This window comes from Undibacterium sp. TJN25, assembly GCF_049339885.1.
Classification (GTDB): Bacteria; Pseudomonadota; Gammaproteobacteria; order Burkholderiales; family Burkholderiaceae_D; genus Undibacterium.
The window spans coordinates 385,632-403,551 of the sequence record NZ_JBMPPM010000005.1 but is presented as its reverse complement, the minus strand read 5'-3'; the positions used below and the strand labels follow the sequence as shown (position 1 = coordinate 403,551).

Sequence of the window (17,920 nt, the reverse complement as noted above, 5' to 3'; positions counted from 1 at the left end):
GCTGCGCTATTGCAATATCTCTCCCGCAATTTTCTGCAACAACACTTCCAGCCTGGCAGGATCGACGGGTTTGACGATATGCTCGTCAAAGCCGGCCTGCAGCGAGCGCTGCCGGTCTGCCTCTTGCCCGTAGCCGGTAATGGCAATCAGCCGCAAAGGCTGCCCATTTGACTGCCCCCGCAGGCGGCTCGCAAGTTCATAACCGTCCATACCCGGCAAACCGATATCCAGCAGGGCAACGTCAGGCCGGAAGGTTTCCGCCGCCCGGATCGCCGATGGGCCGTCATAGGCAACCTCGGTACGGTAGCGCAGCAGCGTCAGCGTTTCATTGAGCAGACGGGCAGCATCCTCATTGTCGTCAACAATCAGGACAGCCAGTGTACCGTCCACAAACGCCGGCGGCATTTTTTCTATTTCGGCATCCGGCGCAGGGGAAGCCTGCTCACAGCCGCTCAGCGGCAGGCGCACGCGGAAACTGCTGCCCTGCCCCAGCCCACCGCTCTCAGCACTAATGCTGCCGTCATGCAGCTTCACCATGCTCTTGGCGATGGCCAGCCCCAGTCCCAGGCCGCCGCGCGAGCGGTTCAGCGCCTGGCGCTCCTGCACGAACATGTCGAACACATTCGGCAACATATCTTGCGCGATACCGATGCCGTTGTCGGTGACAGAAATACATACCTGGCCTTTGGCTCCATCCTCAGAAGGCAGGGCATCTATCCGGATATGCCCTCTTTGTTCGGTATATTTGGCAGAGTTGGTCAACAGGTTGGCGATGACCTGGGCCAGCCGTTCAGGATCGCCATTGACGCACAGGCCGGTCGCGGGAACATTGATGTCGAGTGCATGAAACTTCTCTTCCAGCAGCGGGCTGGCGGTCTCTACCGCCCTGGCAATAATGTCGGACACTTCCACATTCGTTTTGCGCAAGCTGATTTTTCCCTGGGCCACGCGGGACACATCCAGCAGGTCGTCCACCAGCGCCACCAGATGCTTGGCCTGGCGCTCGATGATGGCTCTTTCCTTTTCCGCCACGGTGATGCCGCGCAGGCGCATCAGCTGTATCGCCGTGATGATGGGCGCCAGTGGATTGCGCAATTCGTGACCCAGCATGGCCAGGAATTCGTCCTTGGTGCGGTTGGCCGTCTCCGCGGCGCGCTGCGCGTTGACCAGTTCGGTCACCTCAAAGCCGACGATGGCAATGCCCTCGCTGCGGCCTTCTTCATTCAGCAGCGGCTGATAGACAAAATTAAAAAACCGCTCTTCCAGCCGCAGTTGCTCGCCGCCGCGCAGAAGTACAGGTACCGACTGCCCCACATAAGGTTCTGCAGAAGCGTAGACTTCATTCAGCAGACGGTGCACAGGCTGGTCTGCCAGTTCGGGAATGGCGGAGTGGAAAGGCAAACCTATCACTTCGCGGCCACCTATCAGTTCCAGGTAATGGGAGTTGGCCTGCTCGAAGATATGCTCCGGCCCGCGCGTGATGGCAATCGCCGCCGGCGCCTGGGCAAAAATGGAGCGCATGCGATCCGCGAAAGCGTTCTGGATAGAACGTATCCTTTGCCGCATCAGCAGCGACTCGACCCGCACCATCAATTCCTTGCCGGAAAACGGCTTGACCAGGTATTCGTCCGCCCCTGCCTGCAGGCCTTCTACCCGCGCTTCTTCACCTGCACGCGCGGAAAGCAGCACAAAAGGCACGTCTTTGGTCTGCTCATCGGCACGCAGCGCTGCGAGCAAGCCGAAACCATCCAGCACAGGCATCATGACATCTGAAATAATCAGCGCAGGCGGTTCGCGGCGCGCCGCTTCCAGCGCCTGCTGGCCGTTATTGACGGCCTTCACCCGCCAGCGGGCCTGCAGCAGGCGCACCAGGTAGGCACGCATGTCGGCATTGTCATCGACAACCAGGATGCCGGCGCTCTCCTGCGGCATTGCCGCCCCCTCGGTCAAAAACTGTGCGCCAATTGTTTCAACGCGGTTTTCTTCAGAAGTCGGCGTCCATCGTTCCGCCTCGGCTACATAGGCTTGCGCAGCAACGGCCGGGGTGGACGGAGATTCCTCCTCACCGATCAGCTCCGCAGCCAGATGCTCTTTACCGGTAGGGATACTGATGAAGAATGCCGTTCCGCGTCCTACTTCGCTCTCGACACGGATATCCCCACCGTGCAGGCTCACCAGGTCGTGCACCAGCGCCAGGCCGATGCCGGAACCTTCCAGCGTGCGCGCACGGCTGTTCTCGATGCGGTGGAAACGCTCAAACAGGCGTGGCAGTTCGTGTACGGGTATGCCGACGCCGGTATCGGAAATGCACAGTACTGCATGAGTGGCCGTGGAGCGCAGGCTCACACGGATTTCGCCTTCAAACGTGAATTTAAAGGCGTTCGACAGCAGGTTCAGCACGATTTTTTCCCACATCGCCGAATCCAGGTAGACCGTTTTTTCCAATACGGCGCAATCGACCAGCAGTTGCATGCCGGCGTGTTCTATCGTGGAACGGAAGCTGCTGGCGAGGTCGGTCACCAGCGCAGCAAAATCGGTCTTGATGAAGCGCGCCTGCACGCGGCCGGCCTGCATGCGGGAAAATTCCAGCAGGGTATTGACGAGTTTCTGCAACCGCAGCGCATTGCGCCGCACCAGTTCCAGCCTTTCGTGCTGGGCGGCCGGTAGCCGGTTTTCCTCGTCTGCCAGCGCCTCTTCGATCGGCCCCAGCATCAGCGTCAGCGGCGTGCGGAACTCATGGCTGACATTGCTGAAGAACAGCGTCTTGGAACGGTCGATTTCGGCGAGCATGTCAGCCCGCGTCTTTTCGTCCTCTGCCGTCTGCGCATTTTGTATGGCATTTGCAACCTGCGTTGCCACCAGTTCAAAGAAGGTACGGTAATCGTGATCCAGCCTGCGGGTAGGGTTGACGCCCAACACCAGTACGCCGGCAGGCTGCTCCTGCCCCGGCACGCTCAAAGGCAGGCACATCGCCTGCTGAATGGCCTGCCCGGCGAGGCCCTCAGGCAGGCCCTTGATTCCTGCCAGCGACGTCAGCTGCGCCTTCGCATGATGTATCACATCTGCTACCGGCCATGGAGCTTGCGCCAGTTGCAGGTCTATCCACTCAGGTGCGACCGATACGGTATCGGCCAGATTGGAGCTCTGCTCCAGCCTGGCGGACCGGCCTTGCCTGTCGGCCAGATACAGCAGCGAAAAAGGTATATCGGCGCTGTTTTCACGCAATATGCCGACGGCGCTTGCACAAGCCGCCGCTACCGTCTTTTCCATCAGGGCCTTGGACGACAGCTGCGACAAAGTTTCCAGGCGGCGCGCGTTCAGGTATTTGGCGGTGGTGTCCAGGTTGGGACAAAACAGGCCGCTCACCTGACCGGCTTCATCACGGATGGGGCTGTAGGAAAAAGAGTAATACGTCTCTTCCAGGAAATCGCCACGGTTCATGAACAGGCGTACGTCGTCGACGACGGTAGCGTCTCCCTGATTGAACACGATATCGGCCAGCGGGCCGCAGATGTCCCAAATTTCGGCCCACACTTCTGCTGCCGGCCTGCCTAGCGCCGACGGGTGCTTGGCCAGGCTCAGCACATCGATATAGGCATCGTTATAAAGGAAGGTCGCTTCAGGGCCCCAGCCTATCCACATAGGCTGCCGTGAACTCAGCATCAGACTGACGGATGTCTTCAGGCTCTGCGGCCAACCGGAGATGGGTCCAAGCGGCGTGCCCGACCAATCCCGCTCCAGGATCAGTTTCCCCAAGTTTCCGGGAGCGGTCAGAAAACCCGTATTTAAAATATCTGCGCTTGTCGTTGGCGGCATGTCGGTGGCGGAATAGATAAGCAGATAAATGTAAGGTTCGGACGGCGTACTGTGCTTTGTTATAGATTTTAACGGCACGGTTACAGCAGCGCGAGGTATTTTCAACACCATGCAACGGAGCAGAATTTGCTTTTTTCCGTCTATTTTCAGTTCCGGAAAACAGTTTCCGAAAGAAACCATACTATAAAGAAGCAAAAAATTTCCCCAATAGGAAACAAGCGTGCATCGATGTAGGCCGAATCTGACGCCGCTACTCCCTCCCATAACGCAGACAGCGAGCAGTACATGGCAATAGGCATCCTTATGCCGTTTTTATGCGCTTTTCGTATGCTGCATCATTGCTCATTGCTCTAAATATGTTCGCTGGCGCATAGAAGCGAAGGAAGCTGGGCCATAGAATTTTGCGTATTGCTGCATTCATCAGATGGGTGGCAAAAACCAGCAGATACCGGACTGCCGATCTTGCAGCGTAAGCGCTACCAGGAGCATTTCAATGATCATCACAAAGCAGTTGAGCAACAGCGTAGTCCGGCTATGCACTACCGCCTATGCCAATGGTTGGACTTTACGGGTGGAGGTAGATGGACAACTGGTGCGCGATCCTGATCACGACCTGTTTCTGTCTGAAGATGACGCCTTGAGGGCCGGAGATATGTGTGCGATGCGGGTGATCACCCTATTTGAATGAGTGCCCGGCGCTCGATGTCCGCTGATTCCGTGTAGCCGGATCGGACTTTCATGAGGACGAAATGCCGGGCGTGGACCCAGCATTTCCCTGCTTGTGCAAGCCCCGCTTCAGGCTTGCGCTTGCTGCATCAGGCGGCTACTGCGGCAATTTTTTCCTGCGCCGCGCCAATTGCCTTGCCTGCCGCGTCCGGACCGTAAGCGACGCCTTCTGCGACGACCACTTCCACATCCGTTACGCCGATAAAGCCGAGTACACCTTTCAGGTATGGTTCCTGGAAGTCGTAAGGTTTGAAGGCACCCTCCGAATAGACGCCGCCGCGGACAATCACCAGATAGGCTTTCTTGCCAGTGACCAGGCCTTTGGGACCGTTTTCAGAATAGGCAAACGTGGCGCCGGCGCGCAGCACATGGTCCAGCCAGGCTTTCAGTGTTGAAGGTATGCCGAAATTGATCATGCCGGACGCAATGACGATGATGTCAGCGGCAAACAATTCCTTGATCAGCGCGTCGGAACGGCCAATCGCTGCCTGCTGTGATGCAGAATGCTGATCGGCGGCCAGAACGCGGCCGGTGACGAAATCTTCACCGATATGCGGCAACTGGTCATGCGCCAGGTCACGTACGGTGACGCTGGAACCGGGATGTTTCTGTTTCAGCGATTCCACCAGCGAGGTCGCCAGTTTGGTGGAAACGGATGCAGCGCCGCTAGGGCTGGATAAAAGCAGCAGGATATTGCTCATGGGGTTTCCTTATTAAATAATCAAACAGCATCAATGGGATTTTGTAAAACGGCCGTCCCGGCTTTGTTTTACTGGTTACTTTTTGTGCGTAGGTATATTATGGTGACTTAACTTTTGACCGCAAGAAGGCACATTCATGTCACCTACCCTAGACCCCGCAAGCGAAGGCTGCGTTGCTGCGCGCCAGGTACTGGACCGTGTCGGCGACAAATGGAGCATCTATATCGTCATGATGCTGAGCGGTGAACCCATGCGCTTTAACCAGCTCAAGCGCAGCATAGACGGCATCTCCCAGAGGATGCTGACACTGACGCTGCGCAGCCTGGAAAGGGATGGCCTCGTCACCCGCACGGTCTTCCCTACCGTACCGCAGAGTGTGGAATACAGGCTGACGGCGCTTGGTCTGACGCTGCTGGCGCCGGTAAAGACGCTGGCGGAATGGGCACAGGCAAACGCCGAGGACATCCAAAACGCCCGCTTTGCCTTTGACGCCATCAGTATCAACAGCGAAGGCAACGCGACTGCAGGCGTTACCAGGGTCAGGTTCGGATAAATTGCGCTCACCGTGTGGAGGGTGGCGCACGGATAGCACCGCTACGCCGTCAAGTGACAGTCTCGTGACAATGCCACAAAATGGCCAAAGCCAGCCCAAAACGCCCGGCAGCTTTTGTAGATTTGCCTGCAGCGGCGTATAATCTCTTGATTTTTCCGCAAAGCAACACACGCTGCCGCATACGCCGCGCGCTCTGCCACTGCAGCACTTCCTTCGTACCTCTTTTGCATTGCCTATCATGAACCTACAGAAGCTACTGTTGTGCCTCAGCCTGGGACTCGCCATCTCCGCCACCGCCGCAGAAAACGGCATTACCAGCAAAAGCATCACACTGGGGCAGTCTGCAGCGCTGACCGGGCCGGCGGCGCAGCTGGGCATAGAAATGCGCGACGGTGCGCAGGCCTATTTTGACCATGTCAACGCCACCGGCGGCGTGGGCGGCCGGCAGATCATCCTGAAAACCCTGGACGACGGCTATGAAGCGGAGAAAGCGGTCGCCAATACAAAACAGCTGGTGGAAAAAGACGATGTCTTTTCACTGTTCGGCTATGTAGGAACCGCAACCTCCAACGCCGCGCTGCCACTGGTCGCCAAGGAAAACCTGCCCTTCTTTGCACCGTTCACCGGCGCGCAATCGCTGCGCGAACCGTTCAACCGCAATATCTTCAATATCCGCGCCAGCTATTTTGAAGAAACCGAAAAAATCATCCAGCACATCACCACACTGTCATTGAACCGCATTGCCGTGTTCTACCAGGACGACGCCTACGGCAAGACCGGACTGGAGGGTGTGATACGCGCGATGAAAAAACGCAACATCGACATCGTCGCCACCGCTACTGTGGAGAGAAACAGCGTAGACGTGTCCAAGGCCATCGCCCAGATGAAACAGGCCAAGCCGCAAGCCATCGTGATGATCTCGGCCTATACCTCCTGCGCTGCTTTCATCAAGGGCATGCTGAAAGACGGCGAGGTCAGCCCGATTTTCTGGAATATCTCCTTCGTCGGCAGCCAGGCCTTATCGAAGGAACTCGGTGCCGAAGGCCGCGGCGTGATGATCTCGCAAGTGATGCCGGCGCCTTGGGACGACATCAACCCTGTCGTCAAGGAATACAAGAACCTGTATCTGAAAACACCGGGCCGCGTTCCCGGCTACGTCAGCCTGGAAGGCTTCATCGCGGCCAAAGTATTTGTCGAAGGCCTGAAGCGTGCCGGCAACAACCTGAGCCGGGAAAGTTTCGTCAAGGCGATGGAAGGCATCAGCTCGCATGACGTAGGCGGCTTCCAGGTCAAGTTCAGCGGCAACAACCATAATGCCTCGCACTTCGTCGATCTGACAGTCATTGGAAAAGACGGCAAGTTCATGCGGTGACTTAACGCCCTGCCTTGCTTGAAATCCACCATGCCATGCTCCTTGCGGACATGGCATTTTTTTTGCCGGCATGTGAAGCGCGCATAAAAAAACCCGCAAACTTTTCAGGGTTTGCGGGTTAAGCCAAGCCTCGAGGGAGGTCAATGGAAGAGACAGCCCTACTATATCTGCTTGCTTTGCCATCTGGAACGAATATTTCCTTATATTAACATTCGAAATTAATCTATTCCTTCGGGCTTGAAAAGTACGCGGATGGAAAGGAAAAAGAAAAAGGCAGCGCAAGCCAAAGCCTGCGCTGCCTATGCATGGAAATACAGATCTTGCTTACCAGCCGATATCTTTCAGCAGCTCAAAGGTCAGATCCTTGGGCACGGTCACTTCATGCGTCAGATCGACATTGATGGCAGGCTCCATCAGCTGATTAGGCGTCGCCAATGTATCCCAGTGAGATACGGAAGACCCTGGCTCAAATACCGTCGGCGTGTACAGCAATGGACGTCCCAGCTTGTCGGCGCCTGCATACTGGCTTGCGTCCACGCCCAGGTTGGCAATAACACCCGATGAAGTACGGGTGCGCTTGGTCAGCTTGGATTTCAGCAATATGGCATCGGCCTGGCTGATCGACAGCACGGGAATGACGACCGTCGGGTCGGCGCCACCCAGGCCCGGCGCACTTCCTGCCGCATTATTGGCAACCACCACGCCAATCGCGCCTGCGTCCTGCGCATTCTTAGCTTTTACGGCAAAGCCGCAAACACCGCGATCTACCAGTGCGATACGGCCATTGACGGCCAGCGCATTCACCGCTGAAAACGGATTGCAGGCAAGGCCGGTACCATCAGTCTGATCCACTACCGGCATCAACTGGCCCGATACACCCGGGCTGGACAAGGCCACACCAAATGACGCGGTGCCGATAGCATAGTCACCTGCCGTATTGCCGGCTGAAGGGCCGGAAATACTCAGGCGCTGGGTGCCGAGTGAAAGCACGGACGGCACCTTGCTGACAGCGTTAGGACCTGTCCATGCCAGTTTGCGGAAGTTAAGGCTTGACGCTGCGCGTTCTGCATTTGTCATGTCGACCCAGCGCTTGCCTGTGCTGTTATCCCACATGAAGTTATCCCACACAGATGGCGTGCCTGCAAGCTGAGCACCTGTGGCCCCGTTTGTGAAAGTCTGAAAACCAAGGCCATGCGCGAACTCATGCTCCAGCACTGTCACCATATCAATTGCCGTACCGGCATTGCCATCCAGACCGAGGTAAAAAGGCGAACCAGGCAGGCAGTTTGCTTGACCCAGGTTGGAATTGAAGCGCGCTTGTATTTGCGGACTGGCGTCATCGCCCAGTGCTTCGTCTCCATACAACTTGTTGGTCAGTGCATAACCATACCAGGAATTAGGTAGCGGCGCGCCAGGGAAATCGCTGAAAATCTGCGTTGCGCCAGCGCTACCCAGCGTGGCAGCGGTTGCCGTGCAGCTTAGCGGCTCCATCGTGGCCAGCACGGTAATAGGCACATTGCTGGTCAGCGTAGCGCCCCATTTGGCTGCGGCGGCCTGAAATGCGATCAAACGCTGCTGACCCAATGTCGTGCCGGAATTTCCACCCACGGGTAAAGCTGGCGTGCTGTCGTTAAAGCCTACATTTGCCGCGTTTCCATTGACGATGATAATCGTCGCCGCAGCATAAGAAACTGTGCTGGCTGCAGTGCCGGCAACAAAAGCGCCGAGGATGGCAGCGGATTTCAGGGACAGCATCTTATTTTTCTTCATGGTGGTGCTCCTCGAATTTGGTGGCTTTGGCTGATGCTGTTGCGGATGGCGCAGCGCTCATGAGTTTTTCTGCAGCTTCCTCTCCGGTGACACATTCCATTCCTAAGGTGCCGTCCGCATTGCGGGTAGCAACCGAATAGGTCATGAAGCTTTCATCCAGCGCCATCGTTTTAGAACCGTCCGGACGCACTACGGCCACCGCACGCTTTGCACGCGCCTGCGTTGCCTGGCGACCGCTTTTGCTCGCCTGAACGGCCTTGTCCTGGGCATCCAGCGCCGCACTTTCTTCCGCAGTAGGCGCGCGCAGCTGGCCTGTTACTGGGTCCTTGAATACACGCATGCCACTGTCCTGCGCCTGTACCGCAGTTGTTGCTGCAAGAGCCGACACGACGGCAGTTGCCAGGAATAATTGTTTATAGGTCAACATGTCACTATCCTTCAATTAGGTTAGAGCTTACCGACAAGAATATTGCGCCTGAAAGGCGGCAAAACCTTGTCTCTTGGTACTGCGAAACTGAACCATCCAACAACGGTACCGACTACTGTTGCTGTGCCGTCTTATACCGAACCACTACGGCGGCGACGCATCGTCATCAGCGCGAGCAAGCCTATGCTAAGGCTCATCATCGTGGCTGGTTCCGGCACGACGTTCAAGCTGTCAATACCAATATAGTTGCCGGTTGTCGAAGCGTCAGCCAGGAAATAGCGGAAAGCCAAACGGCCTGTGCTTTGTGCGGTACCGTCAGGGATAGTGATCACATATTGGGTCCAGTCTGTCGGATAACCGTCTGCATCCAGGCCAGGATTAATTTGGAACTGCAATGCAAAGTCGCCGGTATTGGTGCTGGCGCCGCTACTGCTCAGGCGGACCTCCATGTTGTCTGCAAGAGAATGATCTACCGAGCGTGTGTAAAAACTAATGACGCCGCCGCCCGAGATAGTGAAAACCGGTGTGAAGAGCCAGTCATCTATCACGTTGCCATTACTGGTCGCAAAATTGACTCCGGCAAAGGAATCATCGGCGCCTGATTGTGAATTGAAAGCCGCGCCGGGATTACCTTGATCCCACGAAATCACTTTTTTTGTAAGGCGATCAGTTGCAGGAAGGTCGCTATTATTTTTGACCACCCAGCCCTTGCCAGCGAGCGAACTGAAGTCATCAAAATTTTCGGAGAGGATGGTTGAGGCCTGCGTACTTGCAATCAGGCTGAGAGCAGCAAGACCTGCCAGCAGATATTTGAATTTCATTGTGCTTCCTTGTCATAAGTAAATGATTCGAGCGGATACAGGCACTGTTGAAACATTGGGGAGATGCAAAATTACAAACAAAAAATTGCCCCAGATCAGCCCCAAAGCACAAAAAATGCCAGAGAAAAATATTGCTGCAAATTCAAACACTTAAAAGAAAGATACTTTTCAGAAAGTATCGTAATGTAAAAAAATTCGACATATTGTATAAATTGTTTATTTATGTAAAGAAATAATTTACGACTTTCTTTCCGTTGAGATTTGTTTCCTTGTATTAATTTATAGTATTTTTAATAGAAAAAATGCCGTCTCCAGAGTGAGCAATTTGCGTTCGTTCTTATTTGGAATTTCAAGGGCGATTCCACAAAGATATAGCCGCAAAGAAATTTCCATAAGAAAAAATAAAGAAAAAAGCTGTGTAAATTTTCAAATTCCCTTTATATCCCGCACCGATTTAGTGAGGCCCTGATATTTTTAACAGGGTATCTGGACATCCGATATTGCGTTCCTGCCCGCGTCATTCCTTCGTCACAATCCACGTGTATGTTCGGAGAAAAATCTTATCCATGGAGAACACATGAACGAAGAAGAACTGGTGCGCCGCATCCACCGTGAACTGGCCGACAGCTACGATGAAGAGATGGAACTGGAGATAGAAGACCGCAATATCGACGAAGCAACCGGCGAGCCGTCCAAACGCTCCGAAGAAGAAAAAGAATACCGCCGCCAGTATTTCCAGGAGCTGTTCCGCCTGCAGGCGGAGCTGGTGAAGCTGCAGGACTGGGTAGTGGCTTCCCGCCATAAGGTCGTCATCCTGTTTGAAGGCCGGGATGCCGCCGGCAAAGGCGGTGTCATCAAGCGCATTACGCAACGGCTGAATCCCCGCGTATGCCGCGTGGTGGCCTTGCCTGCCCCCAATGACAGGGAAAGAACCCAGTGGTATTTCCAGCGCTATGCCACCCATCTGCCGGCAGCCGGCGAGATCGTGCTGTTTGACCGCAGCTGGTATAACCGCGCGGGCGTTGAGCGTGTGATGGGGTTTTGCTCGGATGACGAATATGAGGAATTTTTCCGCACGACGCCGGAATTTGAAAGGATGCTGGTGCGTTCCGGCATACAGGTGATCAAGTACTGGTTCTCGATCACCGATGAAGAGCAGCACATGCGCTTCCTGAGCCGTATCCACGATCCGCTGAAGCAATGGAAGCTCAGCCCCATGGATCTGGAATCGCGCCGCCGCTGGGAAGAATATACGAAGGCCAAGGAAGTGATGCTGAGCCGCACTCATATCCCGGAAGCACCGTGGTGGGTAGTGCAGGCAGTGGACAAGAAACGCGCCAGGCTGAATTGCATCCACCATCTGCTGGGGCAAATGCCGTATGCGGAAGTAGCGCATCCGCCGATCACGCTGCCTCACCGTGAATACCATGACGACTATGTGCGCAACGAGATCTCGCAAGAGATCATGGTGCCGCAGGTTTATTGACAATATACGGGAAATTTGATCTCACCGATGGCGTTGGCCTCCTTGCTTTTTAGACGAACAATCTTGTGAGCGGCCAACACCGGATATCAATCCGCTCTCAGCAAATTCATTAGAAATCGCCCCTTGTAAATATCAATATTTGCATTATCATTAACATTGGTTTTATTGCATCTTTCCTTTAGTAGACAAAATGGGGAGGTACCAAATGGATGATATTTACCTGCATATTGCAAGAGCGCGCGCGAAAACTATCCAGGGCGGTTGTGTAACAGCCACCGGATATTCCGGAAAAGTCCAGGGTCTGGGGAAAAAGCGCCTGAATTCGGCAGCGTCGATCTTTCGCAATTATCTCGACGAGCTGACACCGAATCAAGGTTCCGGCGGCAAGACTGCATTCACGTGCGCAGAACCTAAGGTCATCCTGGATGCCTTGAATAACGGTGCAACGCCCGAATCCATCAACTTGTACCAGATTAAATGCAAGCGGGAAGATAGGGCACCCTGCCAGGCATGGTGCTCCCAATACCTGAGTCCGTCACCTAACGGAGCCGGCTACGTTATTGACGATGATGTCATAGACCACATTTATAAGCACATGCCGAGGTACCGATAACGAGGCCGACAGGCCAAGCACCTGCTGAATGAGGATGGGGCTATCGCCTTTCCCGCATCTTCGCCGCGGACAAAGAAAACGTGCCATCCGCAAGCGTTACTTCAGCCCGGCCTCGCGCAGGTATTTCAGTGTGCCCGGATGCAGCGCTGCATCCGGCGCTGCAGTAGCGGTATTGGCCGCCCTCGTTTCCTGTGCCTGCGGCAGCAAGCCGCCAATGATGCCCTCCCCTTCGTGCAAGGCTTTCGTTATCCGGTATGCGGTCTCGTCCGGCAGATCAGTGCGGGCCATGATGAAGCTCCATGAACCAAGAGAATGCAAAGGCGCAGACTGGCCTTTGAAACTGCCCGACGGCAGGGTCAGTAATTTCAGGAAATCATGCCGTGCCCTTATGCTTGCGATTTCTGCGTCATCAGGCACGATAAAACGTCCACCGGCCGGCGCAGTCGTCACCGCGATAAATCCGGGCCAGCTGCTTCCGCCACCCCATAGTGCCGCCACGCGGCCATCCGCAACCATGGCCGGCCCATCACCGGCACGATCCAGATAGACGGCCTGGAAATCCTTGTCCATATCCAGGCCCATGCCATCCAGCACATACCGCGCGAGTATCACCAGGCCGGAGCCGCGTGCACCAAACGCCACCGGCTTGCCGCGCAGGTCGCTGATGTTGCGATAAGGGCTGTCGGCACGCACGACAAACATGCCGGGTGTCGAATACATCGCGGCGATGATTTTCAATGTTGACGGTGGACGGCCCACGCCTTGCAAAGCCTCATATGCCGCCTCGCCCTGCACCAGCGCGATATCCAGCGCGCCTGCCTCCAGCAACGGAATATTCTCGGTACTGCCCCTGGTATTACGCGCCTCTATCGTCAGTTGGGGATCGGTACTTTGCACGGTACGCACCACCGCATCGCCGAACACAGGGAAGCCGCCGCCGGGAGTTGCCGTTCCCATGACGACGCGGAGATTGTCAGACGCGACGGCAAACCCGCCCGACGAACCTATCACGGCAGCGACTACAACGAAAAGAGCGGAACGCAGGAAGACGGGCATGCGGCTTATCTTTGCTATGGTATGGAATTCATGTTTCATGCCGGCTTGTCCGCAAGCACGTCTTGCGCCGTCTGCCGGACAGTTGCCTGTATCAACCTTCTCAGCACCACTGTTTTTTGTGCGGCGGTTAATGTATCCCACGCATTCAATCCTTCGCCGCGGTCGCCGGCATTGGCAAAGCTGGTGGAATTATCCAGCGTTTTTTCTGCCACTACGGCCCAGCTGTGGGCGTCGATCAGCCGCACAGTCACGTAGGCATACGGCGCGATCATGCCGCGTCCTGTTTCCTGCGTATCGCTGCGCTTCGACCTGATGCGGCTGTCGACGTAAAACCCCAGGCCTTCGAGCTTGCCGTGGCCAAAGCTGGAGTTTTTCAGTTTCAGCCGTGCGTCGCCGCGATGCTTGGTCACCAGGACCAGGTGGGTGATGTCAGGCTTGTCCTTCAGCGCCAGCTTCAGCCCCTCCAGTGCAATGCCTGCTTCTGCAGAACCGTCGAACAAGGCGCCTTGCATTTTATACAGACCGGCGTCATTGCTGATCAGCAGATCGGTCTTAACGCCGGGCCGCATTTTGCCGACGGCGTTATTCACTGCCAGCAAGGCCGTATTGTCGAGTTCGCTATTGGGTACCTCGATTTTTTCCAGCTTGTTGCGGTCCAGGTTGCTGCCTGTCGTTTCCACTTCGAATATCACCGATATGCTGTCGCCGATCAGTGACAGCGCAGCATAATGGCGCGCAGCGGCGTCTTCTGCGCCGGCTTCACCCATCCACAGCAAACCCGCACAGCTAAGGCAAAGGGAGAGAGTTTTCTTCTTGATGACGGCATTCATGCGCGGAGCCCTGTCTATGTTCAAAAATATGAGCCAGCATAGCCCTCTGCGCCGGCTCCGATCTGCCTGTCAGCCAGGTATTCAACAAAGGATAAGACCAATTTCCCCCGAAGTTTGTATATTAATGTTGCAGGGGCATTTGCAGGGCGATGGAGCATGCACCGGGGCCAGGTTTCACCCTGCTTGCTGTCAGCGCCGCTGCGCCGCGAGGACGTTTTCTCCCGCCTGCCAGACGGTGGCCTGGATGATCTGTTTCAGTGCGGACGTCTTTTGTTCCGGCGTTAATGCGCCCCACGCGTTCAGGCTCTGGCTCTCGTCACCGACGTTGGCGTAGCTGCTGGAATTGTCCAGCGTCTTTTCACTGATCACCTTCCACGTGGCAGTATCGATCAGCCTGACTGTCACGAAAGCATAGGGTGCTATCAGCCCACGGCCGATTTCGCTGGTATCCTCGCGTTGCACCCAGGTACGGCTATCCACATAAAATCCGACACCCTCCAGTTTTCCATGGCCTATCGTATCCTCCGACAGCTTCAGCCTTGCCTCGCCGCGGTGTTTGGTGATCAGGATCAGGTGGGTTGCAGCGGGTTTGCTTTTCAGCGCTTCCTTCAACCCGCCCAGCACGATATCAGCCGCTGTAGTTCCCCGGAAGAAATCATCCTGCAAACGATAGAGGCCCGCGTCATTACTAATCAGCAGCTCTTTTTTTGCCGAAGGCTGGCTCGAATGGATCAGGCTGTCCATGGCGAGCAGCGCGGCGCTGTCCAGCTCCGAACTCGGAACCGGAACTTTCTGCAGATTATTCTGGTCAAGATGGGTGCCGGTGCTCCCGCGCTCGAATACGACGGAAATGTTATCCCCTATCAGCGACAGCACCACATAGTGGCGCGGCGCGGAGTCTGCAGCAAGGCAGCCGGTGATGCTGAGATAGCCGGCTGCCAGCAGTGCTGCCAATTTCATTTTCCCTGTTCTCATGTGCATGCATTCCCCAATTGGATTGCCGTGGACCACGGCAGATGGCGTCATTAATATTACCAAATAAGTAATTTTTATAATATAACAACATCAATGCCGATTGGAAAGTTTATTTTTAATCAATTAAGTGGATGCGTGGCACGCCAATTGCTAACAGGTGCTGGCGCGCAACATCACGGAAATCTGGTTTTTTAGATATTGTTTTTGTGAATCTGAGAAAAGAAGCGTGATTTAGCGCACCGAATCAATGTAAATCGTTAGCGTCCTCTTGTAGAATGGCGCGTCGAAATATATCGGCAAGCAAATAACCCCTGGTAAAAATTACAGTAGGCGGGGCAAGCGCCATACACATGGCAAATGCCCGAATTTAAAAATCCGCGTACAGGAAACCCACAAGGAGACGACGATGCACGGAATTTGGAGAAACCCATGACACTTGTTAACACCGCATCCGATGCGGTTCCATCCACAGCCACGGCAAAAGAAAAGCATCCTGCTGCGCTGCCGATGCTGTTCTTCACAGAAATGTGGGAACGCTTCAGTTATTACGGCATGCGCGCCCTGCTGGTGCTCTATCTCGTCAATGCGATAGGTTATACGCGCTCCGACGCACTGGCTTTATACGCAACCTATACCGGGCTGGTGTATCTGTCCCCGCTGATAGGCGGCTACCTGGCCGACCGCTACCTGGGTCGCCGCAAGGCCATCCTGATCGGCGGCATCACCATGGCGCTGGGCCACTTTGCAATGGCTTTCGAACCGCTGCTGCATTTGTCACTGGGCCTGCTGATTATCGGCAACGGCTTCTTCAAACCGAACATCTCCACACTGCTGGGCTCGCTGTACCGTGAAAACGATCCGCGCCGCGACGGCGGTTTCACCATTTTCTACATGGGCGTGAACCTTGGTTCCTTCCTGTCCCCATTGATCGCCGGCACGCTCGGTGAAAAAGTGGGCTGGCACTATGGCTTCGCCTCTGCCGGTGTCGGCATGTGCCTGGGCATTGCGCAGTTCCTGTGGGGCCAGCATAAGCTGGGCGACGCCGGCCTGCCTCCGGGCAAATCGCGCATCGACGGCCAGGACTGGATGCACATCCTGCTGATCGCCTTCGGCATGATCCCGCTGGTCTACGCCATCATGAGTGTATGGGGCGTGGTAGGTCCGGTGTGGAACAGCTTTGCCGTACTGGCCAAGCTGGCCGTAGCGGTACTGATCTGCGCCGTGCTGTGGTTCGGCAATGGCATGTTTGGCAGCAAGCAGGCCAAGGCCGAAGTGCCGCTGACGCGTGAGGAGTGGCACAGGATTATCGCCATCCTGATCATGGGCTTTTTTGTTGTGTTTTTCTGGATGGGCTTTGAACAGGCAGGCGGCACAATGAACCTGTTTGCCGACAAGCAGACCGACCGCCACCTGGGCAGCTGGGAAATCCCTGCCACCTATTTCCAGGCCATCAACCCGCTCGGCATCGTGTTGCTGGGCCCGGTACTGGCTGCAATCTGGACCCGTGTAGACCAGTCCCGTTTCCGCCTGCCTACGCCCGCCAAACTGGCGATCGGCATGATCATTCTCGGCCTGGGCTTCATCGTGCTCGCCATTGCGCAAACGCAGGCTGATACCGTCGGCAAGGTTGGCCCGCAATGGCTGTTCTTTGTCTACCTGCTACATACGGTAGGCGAACTCTGCCTGTCCCCGGTAGGCCTGTCCATGGTCAGCAAGCTGGCGCCTGCACGGGTGGCGGCGATGATGATGGGTGTATGGTACCTGGCCAACGCACTGGCCAACTACCTGGCCGGCATGCTGGAAGAAATCCTGAAAGGCTCTTCCTTCCCGCTGTACTGGTTCCTGGTAGGCAGTTCAGTCGGCGCCGGCGTTGTGCTGCTGATCATCACACCGTTGCTGAAGAAACTGATGCACGGCAGGTAAATACTGTTGCAGATAGAGGCAAACAAAAGCCGCTGCCTTTAAAAGCAGCGGCTTTTTTAATAGTGCTAAGCGATTTGTGGGCTATGGCCCTGGACTTGCAAGCGCTGCCGCTGCCTGCCTGGCCTGCTGCGACAGCGCATCCGCCTCCATATTCCTGTGCCGGGGAATCCAGCTCAGCGCAACCGACCTTAGCTGCCCCATCCATCCTTTCGCCTGTGCCCGGTAGTGCTCAAGCCCGCGCGCACCCGCAACTCCGGCTTGCAGCACATCATTGATCACGATCTGGCTGTCCCCAAACACAAGCAGCCTGTCGGGCTGCCAATGCACTGCTTCCTGCAGCACGGCGATCAGCGCCAGATATTCTCCCTCGCTGCTGCTGCCGTACCCTGCCGTGCGGCTGATCTGTATTACCTGGCCGTCCGGACTTTTCAGTATGCCGCCTATGCCCATGCGGCCCGGATTTGGATACACCGAACTGTCAAACCAGGCCTGCCACGACGAGGCATCCGGCTCGCGCGCGCGCTTTCGCCTTTCCAGTGCAGCGGCTTTCTCATCCCTGCGCATTTGCAATTGACGCTCCGCCGTGCGCTGCAGTTCGCGGCGCGCCTGGACCAGCTCATCCAGAGAGCGGCCTGCCGCTGCCAGCAGCAGGATTTGCACCAAGGCCTGCTGTTCCGGCAGGCCGCTGTTCTTTTGCAGGCGGCGGCTTAACACCAACTCGGTGTTATAGGCAACGGCAAGCAATTCGTCAAATTGGGGCATCATGGCGTCAGCTTATCAGAGATGGAGAGATGGGTTTACCGGTTCCAGCCCGAACTTGCAAGGGCCAGCAGCGTTTGCAGGAATTGGGC

The 17,920-nt window shown here is 55.9% G+C and carries 15 protein-coding genes; 6 read left to right on the top strand and 9 right to left on the bottom strand.

Translation table 11 applies throughout. The annotated features are described in order from the left end of the window. Nucleotides 1–6 precede the first annotated feature (6 nt). Nucleotides 7–3,756 carry an ATP-binding protein gene (locus ACO0LO_RS15170; RefSeq protein ID WP_422965069.1) on the bottom strand — a complete coding sequence of 1,250 codons (3,750 nt, stop codon included), beginning with the start codon at nt 3,754–3,756 and terminating at the stop codon, nt 7–9. 553 nt (nt 3,757–4,309) lie between these two features. On the opposite strand from ACO0LO_RS15170, the gene ACO0LO_RS15165 reads away from it, so the two are divergent. Further along, the gene (locus tag ACO0LO_RS15165) at nt 4,310–4,504 is read left to right on the top strand and encodes a hypothetical protein (RefSeq protein WP_422965068.1); all 195 of its coding nucleotides are present in this window, start codon (nt 4,310–4,312) and stop codon (nt 4,502–4,504) included. 127 nt (nt 4,505–4,631) lie between these two features. Here ACO0LO_RS15165 and ACO0LO_RS15160 read toward each other — a convergent pair whose 3' ends face one another. Then, nucleotides 4,632–5,243 (bottom strand): FMN-dependent NADH-azoreductase, encoded by a 612-nt coding sequence (locus ACO0LO_RS15160; RefSeq protein ID WP_422965067.1) that lies wholly within the window; start codon nt 5,241–5,243, stop codon nt 4,632–4,634. A gap of 136 nt (nt 5,244–5,379) precedes the next feature. Here ACO0LO_RS15160 and ACO0LO_RS15155 point away from each other — a divergent pair, with 136 nt between their 5' ends. Both ACO0LO_RS15155 and ACO0LO_RS15150 read left to right on the top strand, forming a co-directional pair. Then, nucleotides 5,380–5,796, top strand: coding sequence for a winged helix-turn-helix transcriptional regulator (locus ACO0LO_RS15155; protein ID WP_422965066.1), 417 nt, complete (start codon nt 5,380–5,382; stop codon nt 5,794–5,796). 238 nt (nt 5,797–6,034) lie between these two features. After that, nucleotides 6,035–7,168 carry an ABC transporter substrate-binding protein gene (locus ACO0LO_RS15150; RefSeq protein ID WP_422965065.1) on the top strand — a complete coding sequence of 378 codons (1,134 nt, stop codon included), beginning with the start codon at nt 6,035–6,037 and terminating at the stop codon, nt 7,166–7,168. Nucleotides 7,169–7,492: 324 nt separating this feature from the next. Here the strand turns inward: ACO0LO_RS15150 and ACO0LO_RS15145 are convergent, their stop codons facing one another. From ACO0LO_RS15145 to ACO0LO_RS15135, 3 genes are all read right to left on the bottom strand, one after another. Beyond that, nucleotides 7,493–8,938, bottom strand: coding sequence for a PA domain-containing protein (locus ACO0LO_RS15145; RefSeq protein WP_422965064.1), 1,446 nt, complete (start codon nt 8,936–8,938; stop codon nt 7,493–7,495). Next, nucleotides 8,925–9,365 carry a post-PEP-CTERM-1 domain-containing protein gene (locus tag ACO0LO_RS15140; protein WP_422965063.1) on the bottom strand — a complete coding sequence of 147 codons (441 nt, stop codon included), beginning with the start codon at nt 9,363–9,365 and terminating at the stop codon, nt 8,925–8,927. The genes ACO0LO_RS15145 and ACO0LO_RS15140 overlap by 14 nt, the downstream gene beginning before the upstream one ends. 131 nt (nt 9,366–9,496) lie before the next feature. Further along, nucleotides 9,497–10,186, bottom strand: coding sequence for a choice-of-anchor J domain-containing protein (locus ACO0LO_RS15135; RefSeq protein ID WP_422965062.1), 690 nt, complete (start codon nt 10,184–10,186; stop codon nt 9,497–9,499). 577 nt (nt 10,187–10,763) lie between these two features. Between ACO0LO_RS15135 and ppk2 the strand changes: the two genes are divergently transcribed. Further along, nucleotides 10,764–11,672: a polyphosphate kinase 2 gene (ppk2, locus tag ACO0LO_RS15130; RefSeq protein ID WP_422965061.1), complete on the top strand. Its 909-nt coding sequence runs from the start codon at nt 10,764–10,766 to the stop codon at nt 11,670–11,672. Nucleotides 11,673–11,877: 205 nt separating this feature from the next. Next, nucleotides 11,878–12,285, top strand: coding sequence for a hypothetical protein (locus tag ACO0LO_RS15125; protein WP_422965060.1), 408 nt, complete (start codon nt 11,878–11,880; stop codon nt 12,283–12,285). Nucleotides 12,286–12,381: 96 nt separating this feature from the next. Here the strand turns inward: ACO0LO_RS15125 and ACO0LO_RS15120 are convergent, their stop codons facing one another. The 3 genes from ACO0LO_RS15120 to ACO0LO_RS15110 all read right to left on the bottom strand — a co-directional run bounded on the left by ACO0LO_RS15120 (nt 12,382) and on the right by ACO0LO_RS15110 (nt 15,131). Beyond that, nucleotides 12,382–13,380, bottom strand: coding sequence for a TAXI family TRAP transporter solute-binding subunit (locus ACO0LO_RS15120; protein WP_422965059.1), 999 nt, complete (start codon nt 13,378–13,380; stop codon nt 12,382–12,384). Beyond that, entirely contained in the window at nt 13,377–14,171 is a 795-nt protein-coding gene (locus tag ACO0LO_RS15115; protein ID WP_422965058.1) for a hypothetical protein, read from the bottom strand. The genes ACO0LO_RS15120 and ACO0LO_RS15115 overlap by 4 nt, the downstream gene beginning before the upstream one ends. 189 nt (nt 14,172–14,360) lie before the next feature. Continuing rightward, nucleotides 14,361–15,131: a hypothetical protein gene (locus tag ACO0LO_RS15110; protein ID WP_422965057.1), complete on the bottom strand. Its 771-nt coding sequence runs from the start codon at nt 15,129–15,131 to the stop codon at nt 14,361–14,363. A gap of 444 nt (nt 15,132–15,575) precedes the next feature. Here ACO0LO_RS15110 and ACO0LO_RS15105 point away from each other — a divergent pair, with 444 nt between their 5' ends. Further along, the gene (locus ACO0LO_RS15105) at nt 15,576–17,069 is read left to right on the top strand and encodes a peptide MFS transporter (protein ID WP_422965056.1); all 1,494 of its coding nucleotides are present in this window, start codon (nt 15,576–15,578) and stop codon (nt 17,067–17,069) included. Nucleotides 17,070–17,150: 81 nt separating this feature from the next. On the opposite strand, the gene ACO0LO_RS15100 is transcribed toward ACO0LO_RS15105, so the two are convergent. Then, nucleotides 17,151–17,834: a ribonuclease HI family protein gene (locus ACO0LO_RS15100; protein WP_422965055.1), complete on the bottom strand. Its 684-nt coding sequence runs from the start codon at nt 17,832–17,834 to the stop codon at nt 17,151–17,153. Nucleotides 17,835–17,920: the final 86 nt, after the last annotated feature.